Source organism: Thermoanaerobacter kivui (assembly GCF_000763575.1).
Taxonomy (GTDB): domain Bacteria; phylum Bacillota; class Thermoanaerobacteria; order Thermoanaerobacterales; family Thermoanaerobacteraceae; genus Thermoanaerobacter; species Thermoanaerobacter kivui.
The window spans coordinates 453,935-471,898 of sequence record NZ_CP009170.1 but is presented as its reverse complement, the minus strand read 5'-3'; the positions used below and the strand labels follow the sequence as shown (position 1 = coordinate 471,898).

Annotated in this window: 15 protein-coding genes, 3 tRNA genes and 1 riboswitch; of the genes, 5 read left to right on the top strand and 13 right to left on the bottom strand. The window is 34.4% G+C overall.

Translation table 11 applies throughout. The features are described from left to right. Window positions 1-20 precede the first annotated feature (20 nt). From TKV_RS02330 to TKV_RS02295, 7 genes are all read right to left on the bottom strand, one after another. Entirely contained in the window at window positions 21-710 is a 690-nt protein-coding gene (locus TKV_RS02330; protein WP_049684597.1) for a ComF family protein, read from the bottom strand. Window positions 711-836: 126 nt separating this feature from the next. After that, window positions 837-3,044: an SF1B family DNA helicase RecD2 gene (recD2, locus tag TKV_RS02325; RefSeq protein WP_049684596.1), complete on the bottom strand. Its 2,208-nt coding sequence runs from the start codon at window positions 3,042-3,044 to the stop codon at window positions 837-839. A 198-nt stretch (window positions 3,045-3,242) separates the two neighbouring features. Then, window positions 3,243-4,430 (bottom strand): methionine adenosyltransferase, encoded by a 1,188-nt coding sequence (gene metK / locus TKV_RS02315; protein ID WP_049684594.1) that lies wholly within the window; start codon window positions 4,428-4,430, stop codon window positions 3,243-3,245. A gap of 58 nt (window positions 4,431-4,488) precedes the next feature. Beyond that, window positions 4,489-4,593: riboswitch (SAM riboswitch) on the bottom strand. 169 nt (window positions 4,594-4,762) lie between these two features. Next, window positions 4,763-5,266 carry a rubrerythrin family protein gene (locus TKV_RS02310; RefSeq protein ID WP_049684593.1) on the bottom strand — a complete coding sequence of 168 codons (504 nt, stop codon included), beginning with the start codon at window positions 5,264-5,266 and terminating at the stop codon, window positions 4,763-4,765. Between the two features lie 139 nt (window positions 5,267-5,405). Next, a tRNA-Tyr gene (locus tag TKV_RS02305) sits at window positions 5,406-5,491 on the bottom strand. Between the two features lie 25 nt (window positions 5,492-5,516). Further along, window positions 5,517-5,592, bottom strand: a tRNA-Val gene (locus TKV_RS02300). Between the two features lie 4 nt (window positions 5,593-5,596). Beyond that, window positions 5,597-5,672: transfer RNA gene (locus TKV_RS02295), tRNA-Pro, on the bottom strand. 373 nt (window positions 5,673-6,045) lie between these two features. On the opposite strand from TKV_RS02295, the gene TKV_RS02290 reads away from it, so the two are divergent. Beyond that, window positions 6,046-8,433, top strand: coding sequence for a phosphodiester glycosidase family protein (locus tag TKV_RS02290; protein WP_049684592.1), 2,388 nt, complete (start codon window positions 6,046-6,048; stop codon window positions 8,431-8,433). A gap of 302 nt (window positions 8,434-8,735) precedes the next feature. Here TKV_RS02290 and TKV_RS02285 read toward each other — a convergent pair whose 3' ends face one another. After that, window positions 8,736-9,341, bottom strand: coding sequence for a hypothetical protein (locus tag TKV_RS02285; RefSeq protein ID WP_084574163.1), 606 nt, complete (start codon window positions 9,339-9,341; stop codon window positions 8,736-8,738). Window positions 9,342-9,435: 94 nt separating this feature from the next. Between TKV_RS02285 and yyaC the strand changes: the two genes are divergently transcribed. Beyond that, window positions 9,436-9,954 (top strand): spore protease YyaC, encoded by a 519-nt coding sequence (gene yyaC, locus TKV_RS02280; RefSeq protein WP_049684590.1) that lies wholly within the window; start codon window positions 9,436-9,438, stop codon window positions 9,952-9,954. 3 nt (window positions 9,955-9,957) lie between these two features. Here the strand turns inward: yyaC and TKV_RS02275 are convergent, their stop codons facing one another. The 5 genes from TKV_RS02275 to TKV_RS02255 all read right to left on the bottom strand — a co-directional run bounded on the left by TKV_RS02275 (window position 9,958) and on the right by TKV_RS02255 (window position 15,776). Then, window positions 9,958-11,397 carry a Gmad2 immunoglobulin-like domain-containing protein gene (locus TKV_RS02275; RefSeq protein WP_049684589.1) on the bottom strand — a complete coding sequence of 480 codons (1,440 nt, stop codon included), beginning with the start codon at window positions 11,395-11,397 and terminating at the stop codon, window positions 9,958-9,960. Window positions 11,398-11,480: 83 nt separating this feature from the next. Beyond that, window positions 11,481-12,878, bottom strand: coding sequence for a sensor histidine kinase (locus TKV_RS02270; RefSeq protein WP_049684588.1), 1,398 nt, complete (start codon window positions 12,876-12,878; stop codon window positions 11,481-11,483). A 10-nt stretch (window positions 12,879-12,888) separates the two neighbouring features. After that, window positions 12,889-13,566: a response regulator transcription factor gene (locus TKV_RS02265; protein WP_049684587.1), complete on the bottom strand. Its 678-nt coding sequence runs from the start codon at window positions 13,564-13,566 to the stop codon at window positions 12,889-12,891. 61 nt (window positions 13,567-13,627) lie between these two features. Next, the gene (locus TKV_RS02260; RefSeq protein WP_049684586.1) at window positions 13,628-14,638 is read right to left on the bottom strand and encodes a LacI family DNA-binding transcriptional regulator; all 1,011 of its coding nucleotides are present in this window, start codon (window positions 14,636-14,638) and stop codon (window positions 13,628-13,630) included. A gap of 316 nt (window positions 14,639-14,954) precedes the next feature. Further along, window positions 14,955-15,776 carry a Cof-type HAD-IIB family hydrolase gene (locus TKV_RS02255; RefSeq protein WP_049684585.1) on the bottom strand — a complete coding sequence of 274 codons (822 nt, stop codon included), beginning with the start codon at window positions 15,774-15,776 and terminating at the stop codon, window positions 14,955-14,957. A 221-nt stretch (window positions 15,777-15,997) separates the two neighbouring features. On the opposite strand from TKV_RS02255, the gene TKV_RS02250 reads away from it, so the two are divergent. The 3 genes from TKV_RS02250 (at window position 15,998) to TKV_RS02240 (ending at window position 17,897) form a co-directional block, all read left to right on the top strand. Continuing rightward, a complete protein-coding gene (locus tag TKV_RS02250) occupies window positions 15,998-16,672 on the top strand; it encodes a YetF domain-containing protein (protein ID WP_049684584.1) in 675 nt (224 codons plus the stop codon). Window positions 16,673-16,674: 2 nt separating this feature from the next. After that, window positions 16,675-17,058 carry a DUF4363 family protein gene (locus TKV_RS02245; RefSeq protein ID WP_049684583.1) on the top strand — a complete coding sequence of 128 codons (384 nt, stop codon included), beginning with the start codon at window positions 16,675-16,677 and terminating at the stop codon, window positions 17,056-17,058. A 71-nt stretch (window positions 17,059-17,129) separates the two neighbouring features. Beyond that, window positions 17,130-17,897: a tRNA (adenine-N1)-methyltransferase gene (locus TKV_RS02240; RefSeq protein ID WP_049684582.1), complete on the top strand. Its 768-nt coding sequence runs from the start codon at window positions 17,130-17,132 to the stop codon at window positions 17,895-17,897. The last annotated feature ends 67 nt before the right edge of the window (window positions 17,898-17,964 follow it).

The window sequence follows — 17,964 nt, the reverse complement described above, 5'->3', positions numbered from 1 at the left end:
TTGATACTTCAAACTCCCCATCACATATTTTTGCCAGTTGCTATAGTAACCACATATACATCTTTTACCCCATTTTCTTTTAAGACTTTGGCACACTCGTTCAAAGTAGCGCCTGTTGTCAACACGTCGTCTACCAGTAGCACATTTTTCCCAACAATAGTATCTTTGTAAGTCACTTTAAAAGCACCCTTTACGTTTTCTATCCTCTCTTCTTTGTGCAAAGCAGTCTGTGTTGTTGTATTTCTCACTCTTCTTAAAGCTTTAGACATAAAAATATTCAACCGATAAGAAAGTTCTCTTGCCAAAAGTTCTGACTGATTGTAACCTCTTTCGTCAAGTCTAATTTTGTGAAGAGGAACAGGTACTATGACATCGATAGGCCAGTCCATTTTTTTAACTGCATTAGCCATATAGTCTGCAAAAAAAGGTGCCAATTCTCTTTCTTTGAAATATTTGAACCGCCCTATTAAGTCTTTTAGAACACCATCGTATTCAAAAGGACTTATATTTTGTTTAAATTCATGGCCATGCTCTAAGCAATCAAGACATGTTCCTTCATAGTCTATTGGTTTACCACAAATATTACACCTATTACCCTCAATAAATTTTAATGTGCTTTTGCATTTGTCGCATAAATATCCTGTTTTTATAGCAGTTTTACAAATAATACAGGTTGTTTTTGGTGGAAATAAAAGGTCTAAAAAAATCATCTTTATTGCCCCTTATTGCAATTCACTTTTCTTTTATATTTTATATCGGCATTATTAAATTAAAATTAATTAAAAAATTATCATTTTACAGTAAATTTTCCTCTATTTTGTGTAAAATCGTAATATTTAGTTTACATACAAAAGTGCTTTTTTAAGCCTTGAAAGAAGCCCTGAATATCTTTTTGAGATTCTATTGTTGTCAATCATAAATTTCAAATATTTCTCTTGACCCACCAAAATAACCAATTTCTTTGCCCTTGTAACGGCAGTGTATAAAAGGTTTCTTGTAAGTAGCATAGGAGGCCCATAAGTAATTGGCATTATGACAACAGGAAATTCACTGCCTTGGCTTTTGTGCACTGTTATAGCATAAGACAAATTTAGTTCATCCAAATCAGAAAAGTCATAAGTGACAAATTTTTCATCGTCAAAATATACAGTCAATTCCTGTAATTCTTCGTCTATTGATTGAATTATTCCTATATCTCCGTTAAACACTCCTTCTCCTTCTTCATCGCCTTTTTTCCATTTTATCTTGTAGTTATTTTTTATTTGCATCACTTTATCCCCAACCCTGAAGACAAATTCCTTCATTATTTTTTCGGCTTTAGTTTTGTCGTGGGGATTTAATGCTTTTTGCAGCTCTAAATTTAAATTGTGAACACCAATTATCCCTTTTCTCATAGGGGTAAGTACTTGAATATCATTAATAGGATGAAATCCATAAGCTTTAGGAAGTCTGTTTGTCACAAGCTCCAATATGGTTTTTAATATATCCTCTTGGGTGTTAGCATTTATAAAAAAGAAATCACTATTTTTATCGTTATAGGTTGGATATTCTCCATTATTTATCTTGTGAGCATTTACTACTATCAAACTTTGCTTTTGCTGTCTAAAAATTTCTTTTAAACGTATCACTTTTACTATTCCACTGTCTATTATATCTCTTAGGACATTTCCGGCTCCAACAGATGGAAGCTGATCAGCATCCCCTACTAAAATCAGTTTTGCCCCTATAGGTAGGGCTTTTAATAAAGCATTCATAAGCAATATATCTACCATTGAAGCTTCGTCAACTATTATAACGTCGTATTTTAATGGGTCTTTTTCATTTTTGTTAAAGCCCTTCCCTTCTTCCTCCGAATAAGTATATTCTAAAAGCCTATGAATAGTTTTTGCCTCTTTTCCAGTAGCTTCCGTTATCCTTTTTGCGGCTCTTCCTGTTGGGGCTGCAAGAGCCACTTTTTTACCAGCTTTTTCAAAAATACGTATTATACAATTTATTATCGTAGTCTTTCCTGTGCCTGGACCTCCCGTTATGACAACAACAGAATTTTTAACAGCTTCTTCCACAGCCAATTTTTGATTTTCTGCCAACAAAATACCTGTTTCTTTTTCAAAATTTCTAATTTCTTTTTGGACATCTATGCCTAAATCTTCATTTTCCATTAGTGTCATGTTAAACAATCTCTCTGCTGTGTGTAATTCAGCTATATAGTAAGGTATATAGTAAATTCCTACAGTATCATCTTCAAAAGTTTCAATATGTATTTTTTCATTTTGTACTAAAAGCACAAAAGAATCTTCTACTTCTTCTTCACTTACTTCTAACAAACTTGCTGCTTCTTTTTTTAACAATTCTTTTGGCACATAGGTGTGACCATTTGCCGCATACTGCATCAAAACATATCGAGTACCAGAAGATATGCGATATAGAGAATGAGGGTCAACTCCTAGGCTCTCTGCTATTTTGTCTGCAGTTTTAAATCCTATTCCAAATATATCGTCAGCCAATCTGTAAGGGTTTTGCTTAATAATTTCAATCGCGTTGTTTCCGTATTCTTTATAAATCTTTATAGCCATTGCAGTGGAAATACCGTACCCCTGCAAAAACACCATCACTTCTTTTATGCCCTTTTGCATTTCATAAGCTTCACAAATTCTTTTTATCTTCTCATCGCTTAGACCTTTTATTTCTTTTAATCTTTCTGGTGCAGTTTCAATTATATTTAAAGAATCTACGCCAAACTTTTTTACAATTTTTCTTGCTGTAATAGGACCTATTCCAGGAATTAAGCCAGAAGATAAAAACTTTTCTATTCCTTCTAAAGTGGTGGGAGCCAAGGTTTCATAATTTAAAACCCTAATTTGCTCACCATAATCAGGATGTTCTACCCATTCTCCTTCAATTTTAATTCTTTCCCCAATGTTTACATAAGGCATATAACCTACAGCAGTGACTACTAAACCTTGGGTACTTAATTCTAAAACCGTATAACCATTTTGTTCATTTCTAAAAATTATTTCTTCAACTACACCCTCTATGTCAATCATAGCCGATTCTCCTGTTTTAATTCTTTTCTTTATTTAATTTTACCTTATATTTAAAGCAAATTAAAGCCAATTCATTTCTTTTTTTCAATTTTTGTGGTATAATTAAGGTAGCGAAGCGTTTACAAAACATAAATTCTATGGCATTAAAAAAGATATATAAAAAATGCCAGAAGCCCGGGTTTACCCGGGCTTTCAAATTTATATTCCTGCCAATTTTCTTAATATATCTACTTTGTCTGTTTTCTCCCATGGGAGGTCTAAGTCGTGTCTTCCAAAGTGGCCATAAGCTGCAACTTGTCTATAAATAGGTCTTCTTAAATCTAAATCCCTAATTATAGCTGCAGGTCTTAAATCAAAAACTTGTTTTACAATTTCCGAAATCTTTTCATCTGATATTTTACCTGTGCCAAAAGTATCAATACCTATTTCAAGAGGTGTAGCAACACCTATCGCATAAGCTAATTGCACTTCACACTTCTTAGCAAGTCCTGCTGCCACAATATTTTTTGCCACATATCTTGCAGCATAACTTGCGGATCTATCAACTTTTGTAGGGTCTTTACCAGAAAAAGCTCCGCCTCCGTGCCTTGCATATCCGCCATAGGTGTCTACAATAATTTTTCTTCCTGTAAGTCCGCTATCACCTTGAGGTCCACCAATTACAAACCTTCCTGTGGGATTTACAAAAATTTTAGTCTTATCATCTATCATATTTTCAGGAATTATAGGTTTTATTACATGTTCAATAATATCTCTTTCAATAGTATCGTGATCAATCTCAGGTGCATGTTGAGCTGATACTACAACAGAATCTACCCTCACAGGCCTGTCATCTTCATACTCTACTGTTACTTGTGTTTTACCATCTGGTCTTAAATAGCTTAATGTCCCGTTCTTTCTAACTTCCGCCAGTCTTCTTGCAAGCTTGTGAGCTAGCATTATAGGCATAGGCATTAATTCTTCTGTTTCATCGCAAGCAAAACCAAACATTAAACCCTGGTCTCCAGCGCCAATAGCCTCAATTTCCGAATCTGAAAGTTCTCCTCTTTTAGCTTCTAATGCCTTGTCTACACCGAGGGCAATATCCGGTGATTGCTCATCAATAGAAGTGATAACCGCACAAGTATCAGCGTCAAAACCGAATTTTGCTCTAGTATAGCCAATTTCTTCTACTACTTTCCTTACAACTTTCGGTATGTCTACATAACAATCTGTAGTAATTTCACCCATTACTAAAACCAAACCGGTAGTTACAGCAGTCTCACAAGCAACTCTGGCATAGGGATCTTTTTTCAAAATTTCATCTAATATTGCGTCAGAAATCTGATCACAAATTTTATCAGGATGCCCCTCTGTGACTGATTCAGATGTAAACAGTCTACGCATTTTTTTCTATTCCTCCTTAAAAACAAAATAAAACCCCTTCCAAAAGAAGAGGCACATACCCTCATCTTTCAGAAGCATGCTTCTGAGAGAATTAGCACCTTGTCCTATAGGACAGGTTGCTGGGTTTCATCGGGCTCTTTCCCTCCACCTCTCTTGATAAGAGCATGTTATTAAATTTTCTGTTGTTTACTATACCACAATTTATTTGCTATGTCAAACATTTTTGCATTAAAGGTGTGTGTCACAACTGTGTAGGTTGCTGACGTTTTACACACACTGCATCAAAAAAGAGCATGACAAAACATGCTCTTTTTTGATTTGAAAAATTATATTTAAAATGCCACAAACTTTTCTCCCGGAACGCCGCAAACAGGACATTTTTCTGGCAATACGTCAACAGATGTATATCCGCAAACAGGGCATATGTAAACTTTTGATATTTTAATGTCTTCTCCTTTTAAGGCAGCTTCTTTTGCCTCAGTATACAATTTTGCGTGTATTTTTTCTGCTTCTATGGCATAATGTATGCTCTTTTTAGCTCCAGCCTCTTCCTGAAGCTCTGCAACAGCGTTATAAGCAGGATACATTTCTTCTACCTCAAATGTTTCACCTGCTATTGCTTTTTCAAGATTCTCAACAGTATTTCCAACTTCTCCAAGAATCTTATAGTGATTTGTAGCATGTACCAATTCAGCATAAGAAATAGCTCTGAAAAGTCTTGCGATGTTAGGTTTTCCTTCTTTTTCAGCTACATCAGCAAAAATTTGATACTTCATGTGAGCCTGGCTTTCTCCAGCGTAAGCTTCACTTAAATTGTGTTTTGTCATTTCTCTCATAAATATTTCCTCCTTAATTCAATATTTTTATCAGGAGATAATAATTTTCTCTTTCAAATAATATTATACTACACTTTTTTACCATGTCAAGATGCTTGAGGGAGAAAATAAAAAAAGACCTTTCGGTCTTCTTTTTCGATGGTGGAGGGAGATGGATTCGAACCATCGAAGGCGATAGCCAACAGATTTACAGTCTGCCCCCTTTGGCCGCTTGGGTATCCCTCCACACTTTTGATTTTTATATAAATAATGGTGGTCGCAATAGGACTCGAACCTATGACCCCCTGCTTGTAAGGCAGGTGCTCTCCCAGCTGAGCTATACGACCACACTGGTCGGGATGGAGGGACTTGAACCCCCGACCCCATGCTCCCAAAGCACGTGCGCTACCAACTGCGCCACATCCCGCTATCAGTGACGAAATAAATTATAATAGAAAAAACAAAATTTCACAATAGGCATAGAAGCTTAAAAATGGCCGTTTTATTGATTTATCGCTTGCAATCTTTAATTTTTTTAAGAATACGCCATATTTTAAACTGTACGCTTTAAAGTATAAGCAGAGAATTTTTTGAACTTTCACTCATAATAACAAGCTTAATTAAAATAACTTTATCCTTAGGATAAACTTAGTGTTTTAATTTTATTTTCTCAGCAAATAATAAATGTTAACCAAATATTTATCTTTTTGTAATATACCTGTAATAATACAATGCTACAATTAACTTGCTAAAGAAAACGTACGTAAAACACAATAAAAAAAACAACAGGAGGGATATAATTGCGCATTAAAAAAATCTTATCTTTATGTATCAGCATTCTTCTTCTATTCTTAGCTTTTCCAATACAAAATGTAAAGGCTGATACATATACAATCCTTGAGACAAAAGAATTTACGGAAAATTTAAGTAAGGGAGTTGTACATAAAAATATAACCTATTTTACGACTGAAGGATGGATAAACATAAATGTGTTAAAAGTGGATTTGACTGATAAATACACTGATGTATCGGTGATTTTCAATCCCACTGGCATAAAAGATAGAATGACGGTGCGGGATATGGCAAATGCTTATGGTGCCGTAGCTGCTGTGAATGGCGATTTCTTCGATACAAAAACAGGATTCGTAATAGGAGCAACAGTAAAAGATGGAAGGTTAATAACAGACCCTTCAAATGTGGGTAAATTGGCTACTTTTTTCATTGACGCAAATGGGGTTCCCTCTATAGAATATTGGTCAAAAAGCATGTCCGTTACTCTTCCAAACGGCACAAAACTTCCTCTTGCCGCAATAAATAAAATAAGTAGCACTTTTGAGTATTTAGTAATGTTTACAAGAGACTGGTTTACAACATCTCCGGGGGCAAACAAAAATATACCTCAGTTAGTAGAAGTGGTTGTAGATGGTAACGACAGGGTATTAGAAGTGCGTCAAGGACAGCCTTCTGTCGAAATACCACAAGGCGGATATGTGTTGGCTGGTGCAGGTTATGTAGGTGAAAATTTACTCACTTTAAAGCCAGGAGATATAATACAAAAAGACATAAATACAAATCCTCCCTTTCAAAATCTCAAAATGGCTGTAAGTGGCGGCACAATCCTTGTAAAAGACGGAAAAATTGCGCCTTTCACTCATGAAATAAAAGGCTACACAGCACGAACAGCAATTGGATATACTAAAGACAAAAAATATTTGATCATCGCAACTGTTGACGGCACTTCAAGCCGTGGAATGACACAAAAAGAAATGGCAAATTTAATGATATCTTTAGGTGCATATGATGCTTTAAACTTAGACGGTGGCGGGTCAACACAAATGGCTATAAGGCCATTGGGGGATACTGACGCTAAACTTGCAAATTATGCTCCTGAAGGCTATGAAAGAAAAGTAGCAAATGGAATAGGAATATTTAACACAGCTCCTAAGGGAAATCTATACGCTTTAAAATTAGAAGTATCAGATACTAACGTGTTTAAAGGACTTCACAGAACAATTACAGTTAAAGGATACGATGAAAATTACAATCCTGTCACAATTAATCCCGAAGAAGTTTTATTTTCAGTAAATGGGATTACTGGAGTATTCAGTGGTAACACTTTTATGCCAACAAGCGTGGGAGAAGGCATTATAACTGCAAGAGTAGGCAATGTCATTGGGACTATCAAGATAAATTCTCTTGACAAGCCTGTGGATATACGGTTTAACCCTGCTAATATAGTCGTTGATAAAAACAAAGCAGTACCCATAACAGTCACAGCAAAGAACATAAAAGGTTACAGAGCTTTAATAGAACCGCAAGATATCACTTGGGATGTTTATAACAACATTGGCAATATAGATAGCAAGGGAGTATTTATATCCTCTAATTTCGATGTGAATGGTGCACTTGTCGTAAATATACTGGGAGAAAAAGCCATTTTACCCGTTAAAGTAGGGCAAGGTTCAGAATTTGACACGTCAGTACTTCCTAAAGTTACAGAATTTACACAGATAGACCCATCAAATAAAGAAGTGCCTGTGAAAAATACTTCTAATTCTTTTAAGTTTATGGTATTTGGCGATACAAAATACAACACCCTTTTGAAGTTGCAAATATCTTTAAAAGCGGCTGATATTGCAAACAAAGAATACCCACTGGCTATATTTTTAGGAGATGTAAATGAAAAAGTCTTAAATAATTTGAAGGTTAAATATATCACCACCGGTGATAAGTATAAAGTATATAATTATAACAATTCTACATTTATTGTACTTAACAATCGCAGTGGAAGTCTTTTAAGTCCCGATAAAAACCAATGGACTTGGTTTAAAGAACAATTGAAAAATGTAAAAGGAGATAACCTTTTTGTCATACTTCCTAAACCAGTATGGGGAAGTGATGGTTTTAAAGACGTAAAAGAAGCTGCTTTATTTGAAGAAACTCTAAAAGAATTTAACAAAAATACAGGTAAAAATGTGTGGATTATATATAACAGCAAAAGCAAGTTTTACACTACTTTAAATGATGAAATAAGATACATCACAACTTATGGTACCGACGTAGAAGGCAATACCAATGACATATACAATGACTTTGGTTTTATCTCTGTAATGGTAAACGGCAAAGAAGTAAACTATCAGTTTAAAAATCTTATAAATAAATTAGCGAAATTTAAAAACCCTTTCTGATTTTAACAAAGGGTCAGCTTGTTTACAAAGTCAAAAATTTTTAAAATAGGATATTTTGCATCGTCATTCCGATGTTCCAAAGCGACAAAACTAAGCTCGACCTTCGGGTTCCGGCAGGGTACCGGGCACATTCGACATCCTTGTCTTAGTGCCCGCCTTCGCCATCCTTGGCTACGGCCCTGCCTCCACCCTTGGTCTTGCTAAGTTTTGTTGCCGCTTTGTCACAAGTCGTTCCTTATGCAAAATATTCTATTTTCGAAAGTTTGTCTATAAGCTGACCCCTTCTAATTTTAAGAAAGGGTTTATTTTTTTGCAAAATATTCATTTGCTATTTCTACAAGGTACCTAACATCTTCAGAAGAAAGCTTATTTTTTAATATTTCCATTATTTTGTCATTATCCTTTTGTGTCAAGCCCTTCTGAGCTATTTTCATAATTTCGTTCATATCCTCTGTCCCTAATTTAAGGATAATATTCATTACTCTGATTTTTTGTGAAGGTTCCATCTCATTTTGCACTTGTAAAATCTTCTCTGGAGTAATTATTATGTTGTTATAGCCATTATTTTCCTTTTGCACTTTTTTGTTATTTCCCAAATCATAAACTTCTATGTTTTTTTGTTTAAGCAGGTCCTCCAACATTTTCTCTTTGAAAATCTTTACTTTTATGGCGTTTTCACTTCTTTGGTTTCTTTTTGCCATTTCTTTTTCTTCTTTATCTACTTTTGAACTGGCAGTTTTCTCTTCTACACAAATCGCCTCATTTTCTTTTGTAAGCTGGGTTTCATTTTTATTCCACAAATTTTGTTGAGAGAAATAAATAGGTTCTTCAAACTTTGTCTTCAACATAAACATAGTAGTAAAAAGAGCAATTGAAGTAATCAAAGCCAAATATTTTAGCCTCTTCATCAACAACCATTCCTTTTATTAATATTGCACATTTTTATTATTGCTTGTCATAAAGGTTTTAATTCAGCTTATTTGTAAAGGAGGCTATTTATAGATGGATGAATTAAGGCTTAAATATGATGACTCAAATGCGATTTATTTCATATCAAATTTTTTAAGTACATATTTAAATCCTAATTCAATTTTTTTATGCATTGGCACAGACAAATTTATAAGCGATTCATTAGGACCTATTGTGGGTGACTTGCTTTCCAAAACTATTCCCTCAAATTATTTCGTTTACGGTACGTTAAAATCCCCAATCCACGCCATGAATTTGGAGGAAAACATAAAATACATAAAAAAGAGGCACCTTGATAGCAAAATTGTAGCTATAGATGCCTGTTTAGGTGATAAAGAAAGTGTCGGAAAAATTTCAATAAAAAAAGCCCCACTGTACCCTGGAAAAGGTGTGGGGAAAATGCTTCCTCCCGTAGGAGACATTTCAATAGTTGGAATCGTCGACGTATATAATTCAATTCCTTTAAACTCCGTAAGATTAGGATTTGTGTTTGAGCTAGCCGAAGTGATTGCAAAAAGCATACAATTGGCTTTAAAGCACAAACAAAGTTAATTTTCACTTAAGTTTTAATGGAATAGAAACGAGGTTTTGCACAGAACCATCTTTAGGACTTAAAGAGAAAACTTGAAGAATGCCGTTTTGAGGCTCTTTTAAAGGCTTATAAGAAATTATAGCCTCAAAATCTCCCCAAGAAGGAGCAGCATTACGTGCTTGTACAAAAGTCTCATTTAAAACATTTCCATAGCTGTCAACAAGTCTTATATTCACATTCCCTTCAAATACTCTCGCTTTGCCTATTACTTTAAATGGACTTGTCACAACATTGTTTCTTACAGGAGATATTACTTTTATATTAGGCTCATAAGATATGTTACTTCTATCCGAAACTATTATAGCCCTCGCTTCTTTATCCTTATTTAGTATTATACCCAGTTCATCACCTACTTTTATTTCTGCAAAGTTTATGTCTTTTTCCGCATACTTAAATCCTCCTTGGCTGTCATAGCCTACTTTCGCTTGAAAATGTATAATAGCATCAGGCAATACCTTTATATCCGGCCCTACTTGATTTCTTACGTCCTGAGAGTCTTGGTATTCTCTTTCAATTGTTATAATTCTGTTTTGATAGTCAATAGCCTTCACTATACCGTATATGAAAGATTCTCCTTTAAAAGGATTTGCTTCAGGTATTTGAGTAAACTTGGCTTTGACATTGTCTATAACCCAAATATAGTTACTGCCTTTACCAAGAGGCTGAACCAACGTTATGCTGTACATTTTGTTATCGTGTACCGCCTCTACATAAGCTACACCATTATCTTCGCTTTTTAAAGTCAAATCATCTTCACTTCCAATCCCTATTATACCGCCTTCTTTTCTAAGGAGTTGGATAGGGTCAAAACGCCATGTTTCTTTCCCTAAATCTGCTCTTTCTTGTAATTTCTTTATCCTATCTGGGTTATTGTATACATCTCCTATTAATATCATTCTTTTTAAAGGATCTAAACCTATTTTGTATTTCCCTACCGCATCAATTTTATTTCCTTCTACCAGTATTTGAACACTGTCAACTCCGGGTATATCGGTCAAAGCATTTATGAGTGCCGCAACTCTTAATTTGTCTATTTCTTCATCTTCACTGTCTTGTAAAAATTCTTTGGATAAATTTACAAAAGCAGTTCCCTCTTGTAATTCTATAGAAAGTAGCTTTGTACCATTGGGAAACACTGGCCTTGCGTATTCATCTATCGGTCCTTTAATCATTTCAGTTACAACTTGTTTTAAAACATCAGCCTCTTTTGGAATAAGCCTTTTTTCTAAAATAAGGCCATTCATTTTATCATTTAAAAAATAAAGAGAAATCTCTTTTGACACATCTTGCACCACAGGTTTTGGATTGATAGGTGCATTTTCATCGTTGCTATTAACTTTCGTAAAACACCCCGACAGCGTTAAAATAAATAAACCTATCAACAATAAGGCAATTCTTTTCACCTTTATTCCCTCCCTCTGCTTTAATCATACTATACTTTTGTTACACAAACATTAAATAAACATAAAAAATTATTAAAAAAAGCTTAATTCCTTCTCTTTTTGGGTATGGAAATTTTAAATACCGTTCCTTCTCCCACTTTACTTTCCACTGTGACTTTGCCTTCGTGGATGTCTATTATCTCTTTAGCAATAGCAAGGCCCAAGCCAAAACCGCCACTCTTTTTAGACCTTGCGGTATCGCCTCTTGTAAACCTGTCAAATATTTTTGGAAGGGTTTCTTCACTTATGCCCATTCCGTTGTCAGCAATTGTTATATAAATATTATTTTCATCTTCCTTTAAACCCACTATGACATTCCCACCATTATAGGTGTATTTTATTCCATTTTCTACTATATTATACACCATTCTATAAAATCTATCCGCCTCCACTTCCGCAAAAACATTACTTTTCCCTTGAAAGGCAAGGTTTATTTCTTTCGTCTTTGCAAGAGGAGTGAGACTTTCTATGACGTCCAATATGATTTCACTAATTTCGCATTTCTTTAATCTTACTGATTTAATTTTGTCCATTCTGGCTAATTCTAAAAGGTCATTGACCAATCTCGTCATCCTATCAAGTTCACTGTCCACATCTCTCAATATTTCTTTATAAAAATGTACATCGGTATTTCTGCTGTCTATTAGTGATCCAACCAAAGCCTTCACTGACGCAAGAGGGGTTTTAAGTTCATGAGAGGCATCTGAGACAAATCTTTTGCGTTCTTCGTCCAATTTCATGAGATTTAAACTCATTTTATTAAAAGCTCCTGCCAATTTTCCTATTTCGTCGTTGCTTCTCACATCTACCTTGTAATCCAACTTCCCTTGAGACAAGATATTTACAGCATCTGTTAGCCGCTTTAGAGGTTTTGTTATAAAAGAAGCCACCAAAAGACTTAAAATGCTGACTATCAGGCCTATACCTGCAAAAGTATATATCATACGGTATTTTATTGAATTTAAAAGGCTCATTACCTCATCTATAGAAGAAGAAATCAATATAGCCCCTACCACGTTGTTTTTCACTGTAACAGGAACTGCGGCATACATCGCCCAACCTACACCGTTTATATCATGAATACTGGTAGAACCTTTTCCTTTTAAAGCTTCCCGTATATCGCTATAACTTTTTATTATCTTTCCTTCCATTTCCTTTGAAGCAGCAGAATCAACTAGTACCTTCCCATTAGTATCAGTAAATAATACCCTTGAATTTATCTGCTTTGCATACTCTATTATTGTAGGTTCAATTAAGTAAGAAGAAGCGCCTACAAACCTTGATACAAAATTAGATATCATGTTGGCTTGCATCAAATTATTGACCTTGACGTTATCTAAGTAACTTTTTTCTATGTAGTTATAAAGATAAAATCCTGTAGATACCAAAGAGACTATAAGAATGATTAGATATAATGAAAATATCTTCCATCTTAGACTCATTTTATCACCTTTATTTCATGTAATATCCTGCACCCCATTTAGTAAAAATATATTGAGGATTTGCAGGGTCATCTTCGATTTTTTCTCTTAATTTTCTTACGTGCACAGTAACAGTATTCGTATCTCCATAAAACTCAAATCCCCATATCAAATCCATCAATTTATCCTTTGTATACAACTTACCGGGATTTGAAGCCAAAAGTACTAATATCTCAAATTCTTTATTTGTAAGGTCAATTCTTTTGCCTCTTTTATAAACAGCTCTTTCGGGTATATTGATATAGAGATCCCCTCTTTTTATCTCATCTTTTTTCTTTGTATATGGATTTGCAGCTCTTCTGAGAAGAGCTCTTATTCTCGCAATAAGCTCTCTGGTATTAAAAGGTTTTGCTAAATAATCATCTGCTCCTAATTCTATACCAACGATTTTGTCAATGTCGTCTCCTCTAGCTGTAAGCATTATTATAGGAATATTTGAAAAAGTCCTAATTTCCCTGCACACTGAAAACCCATCTAATTTAGGAAGCATTATATCAAGAATCACAAGGTCGTAATTTCCTAAACGAACTTTGCTAAGTCCATCTTCTCCATCATAAGCGACATCCACAGCAAAGCCTTCTTCTTCCAAAGAAAGCTTCAATCCTTTTACAAGCATCTCCTCGTCATCTATAATCAATAATCTTTCCATATAAGCCTCCCTCCTGACACCAGTATACCAGAAAGGCTTATAAAAAAAATAGCCTTAGCGGCTATTTTTTTTCTTCCCCAAAACCGGTAGATTCTCTTACAATAAGCTGGTGAGGCAATACCACATGCATTTCTTCTATAGGCTCTTTTGCCAAAAGCTTAGTCAATAATCTCATGCTGACGGCCCCTATATCATAGGCTGGTTGCTGTATTGTCGTAATAGTAGGCCTAAATATAGTAGAAATATACGTGTTATCAAATCCAACTACATGGATATCTTCCGGTACCCTAAGATTTGAATCAAATATTGCATTTATAGCAGCTGCAGCCATATCGTCAGATGCTGCAAAAACTGCATCTACTTTGTGCTCTAAAAGCTTCAGCATCGCCAGATAAGCTTTACGTGTTTTAAATTCTCCTTCTACTACCAGTTCGGGGTCATATTTTATTCCGTGTTCTTCAAGTGCTTTTTTGTAACCTTCAATTCTTTGAAGCCCTCCTATAGGGTCATGCACAGGCCCTGAAATCATACCTATTTTTTTGTGTCCTAAAGAAATCAAGTATTTTACTGCGTCATATGCGGCTTTTTCGTTGTCAATCATAACACTAGGATATCTCTTATCTTTGTCCTGGGTACCTGCCAGCACCACTGGTACACCAAATTCGTTAAAACTCTGTATAACACTATCTCTGATTAAACCACCCATAAAGATAATCCCGTCTACTTGTTTTTCTCCCAATATTTCTATATATTTGACTTCCTTTTCTTCTTTTTGGTCAGTATTGCACAAAAATATGTTATAATTATACATCGCCGCGATATCTTCTATTCCTCTCACTACTTCTGGATAAAAAGTGCTGGAGATATCAGGAACTATAAGCCCTATAGTATGGGTCTTTTGAATCTTTAAACTTCTGGCTAAAGCATTCGGCTTATAGCCTGTCTTTTTTATAGCCTCTAAAACCCTTTGTCTGGTCTCATCTGTAACAACTGCACTGTTATTTAAAACCCTTGAAACTGTAGCAATTGAAACTTTTGCTTCTCTCGCAACATCTTTAATAGTCGCACTCATCCTAATCACTCCCACGATTAATCGTTTTCGCTTTATGTTATTTTACTTTTTAAATAGAATTTTGTCAATAGAATTTCTCAATTTTTTTTCATTTATTTTCATGAAAACTTTTGAATTAATTATCCTTTGTGTTTTTACCTGCTTCCTCCTCACGAAAAATAGGTAAAAAGGCAAATAACATGTATAAAATCCCAATAAATATAATAACCAAAACGGCAAACTTTATCACAATGCTTTCCATAATTATCACCTAGTAAAAAAATATATTACCGCTTTGCGGTAATATATTTTATTCACATTATTATAAAGTTGTTACTTAAACGGCTACTGTCTTTTTATTCAAGAAAAACTTGTCAATGACATGGGCAACTCCATCTTCATCATTAGAGGAAGTGGTGTAATCAGCTTTTATTTTAACAAGGTCAGGAGCATTTCCCATAGCAACTCCCAATCCTGCATATTCTATCATCGACAAATCATTTAAGTTGTCACCTACAGCCACAACATGTTCTCTTTTTATGTTATACATGTTTGCAAGAGTTTTTAATGCATTGCCTTTGCTTACTCCTTTTGCATTAATCTCTAAATGTCCTCCACCTGAAGTAGATATCACTAATCTTTTTGAAATCTCATCGTATACCTCTGCCCTAATAGACATAGGATTTTCCATATCATTTAATGCATAAATTTTAGCTGTGACACTGCCTGTCTTTTTGACAAAGTCTTCTAAATCCCCCACCGCATTTACAGTAACATTGTTAAAAGAAAGATACCATTTCACTCTGTCCGTTATTTCTTCAACGTAAAGCACGTCATCGATGTAGAGATTTATATGGTATCCGCTTTCTTTTAACAATGTTATTGCAAATATCGCGTCTTCTGGCTGTATAGGGTTGTAATAGTACACCTTTTTAGTATAAATATCTTTTATTAAAGCACCGTTATAAGAAATCACCGGAGCATTAACATTAAGTTCAAAGGCATAAGGCAAAATAGAAGAAAACATACGTCCAGTAGCAATAGTAAAAATGACTCCCCTTGAAATCACCTCTTTTATTGCTTCTTTATTTTTATCAGAGATTTCAGAATTACTATTTAATAAGCTCCCATCAGCATCTGTGACAAATAGCTTATACATACTCTTCAACCCCTATTTTTTATTTATCCCTCCTCTATATTATAACAGTTTGTAAATTTACATACTATATCATAAATTGTTATAAAACGTTACCACTGAAAATTTTACATTACAAAAAGTTTTTTAACAAAGTTTTATGAAAGATATTGAAATAAATGTAAATGAATATTTTCAAAACCCTCCAACAATACTATATATGAAGACTTAGAAAGGGTGACATTATGTTAATACTGTTTTTCCGTACCTTAATTTTATACGCTCTTGTGGTAATATTTATGAGAATTTCAGGAAAACAGCAAATAGGTCAACTTCAGCCCTACGAGTTAGTTGTAGCAATCATGATAGCAGACTTAGTAGCTATCCCCATGCAAAATAAAGGGATTCCTCTTTTATCAGGTATTATACCTGTCTTAACGCTTTTAGTTTCACAACTTTTTTTATCCTATTTGTCAATGAAAAGTTTAAGAGCCAGGGCTATAATCTGTGGTACTCCTACAATCCTTGTTGAAAATGGAAAAATCCTTACATCTCAGCTCCAAAAAGAAAGGTACAACATAAATGACCTTTTGGAAGAGTTAAGAGTCAAGGGATATCCTAACATAGCTGATGTAGAATACGCAATACTCGAAACAAATGGCAGTTTAAGCGTAATACCAAAATCCAATAAAAGACCAGTTACACCACAAGATTTAAATTTGACACCTCAATACGAAGGCTTGCCTCTTCCAATAATAATTGATGGCAGAATTATGCATCAAAATATGCAGAAAGCAGGTATTGACATGGAATGGTTAAATGAACAGCTTAAAATGTGGAAAATACAAAATGTCAAAGAAGTACTTTTTGCCTCTTTAGATACCAATAAAGTTTTGACTGTTTACAGAAAGGAAGGTTAAATGTGCGATATGTAGTTCCTTTGATGATATCTATTGTCATTTTCGTCCTGCTTTTAGATATTATATCTTTTAAATACCTTGATAAAACCTCTGAAAATTTAAATAAAATGCTGACAGCAGTACAGCAAAACATAGAAAAAGGACATTGGGAAGAAGCAAAAAAAAACATTGAAAAAGCAGAAAAAGAATGGAAAAAGATAGATAAAAAATGGGCAATTCTAATAGAACATAGAGAGATTGATGAGATAGAAATAAACATGGAAAAATTAAAAAGTTATGTGGAGACGAAAAACAAAGATTTAAGCATGGCACAGCTTAAAGCTATTAAAATGTTAATAAGGCATATACCTCAAAACGAAAAACCGATTCTTGAAAATATCCTTTAATCTGTAACTTTATAAAACAATGTGTTATAATATAGGCATAAAAACCCTTTTAAAAGAAAGGGGGAACAATTGTGGAATCACGAATAACTACAAAACGCGTAATAATAGGGCCAGATAATTTTAAAAAAGTAGTCGATCTATCCTCTCCCTCTAAAATAGGACTGCCAAAAGGTCAAATTGATACAGATTTTTTGTCCCAAATAAAACCCGGCAATAGCTTTGAAGTACAAGGGATAAAATATCACGTGCTTAACTGCGATACTTTTGACTACATAATGCACTCCTTAAAGCGCCAAACACAAATTGTCTATCCAAAAGAGGGAGCTTACATAGCAATGCGCCTTGACATTTTTCCAGGCAAAAGAGTAGGTGAAGCAGGAACAGGTTCTGGAGCTTTCACTGTATACCTCTCTCGCGCTGTGGGACCTTATGGAAGAGTATATACATATGAACAAAGAGAAGAATTTTATAAGCTTGCACAAAAAAATCTCAGCGAATTTTCGGAATTTGACAATGTCATAATGTACAATAAATCTATAAATTATGGAATCAAAGAAAGAGATTTGGACGCATTTTTCCTAGATGTTAGAAAACCATGGGAAGTTTTAGAAGAAGTAAGAAAAGCACTAAAACCTGCAGGACACTTAGGAATATTAGTTCCCACTACAAATCAAGTATCTGAAAGTTTGGCTGCACTTGAAAAAAATGGGTTTTATATTTCAGAAGTTAGTGAAATTATGCTTAGAAAATATAAATTAATCCCTCAAAGGTTAAGACCAGAAGACCTGATGGTAGGTCACACAGGATATTTAATTTTTGCAAAAAAGCTGGAAGAATAGTATTTCCCCTTTATTGACTCTATAAAAATGTTGTGATATTTTAAAAGTGATGGTATCTTCACAGAAC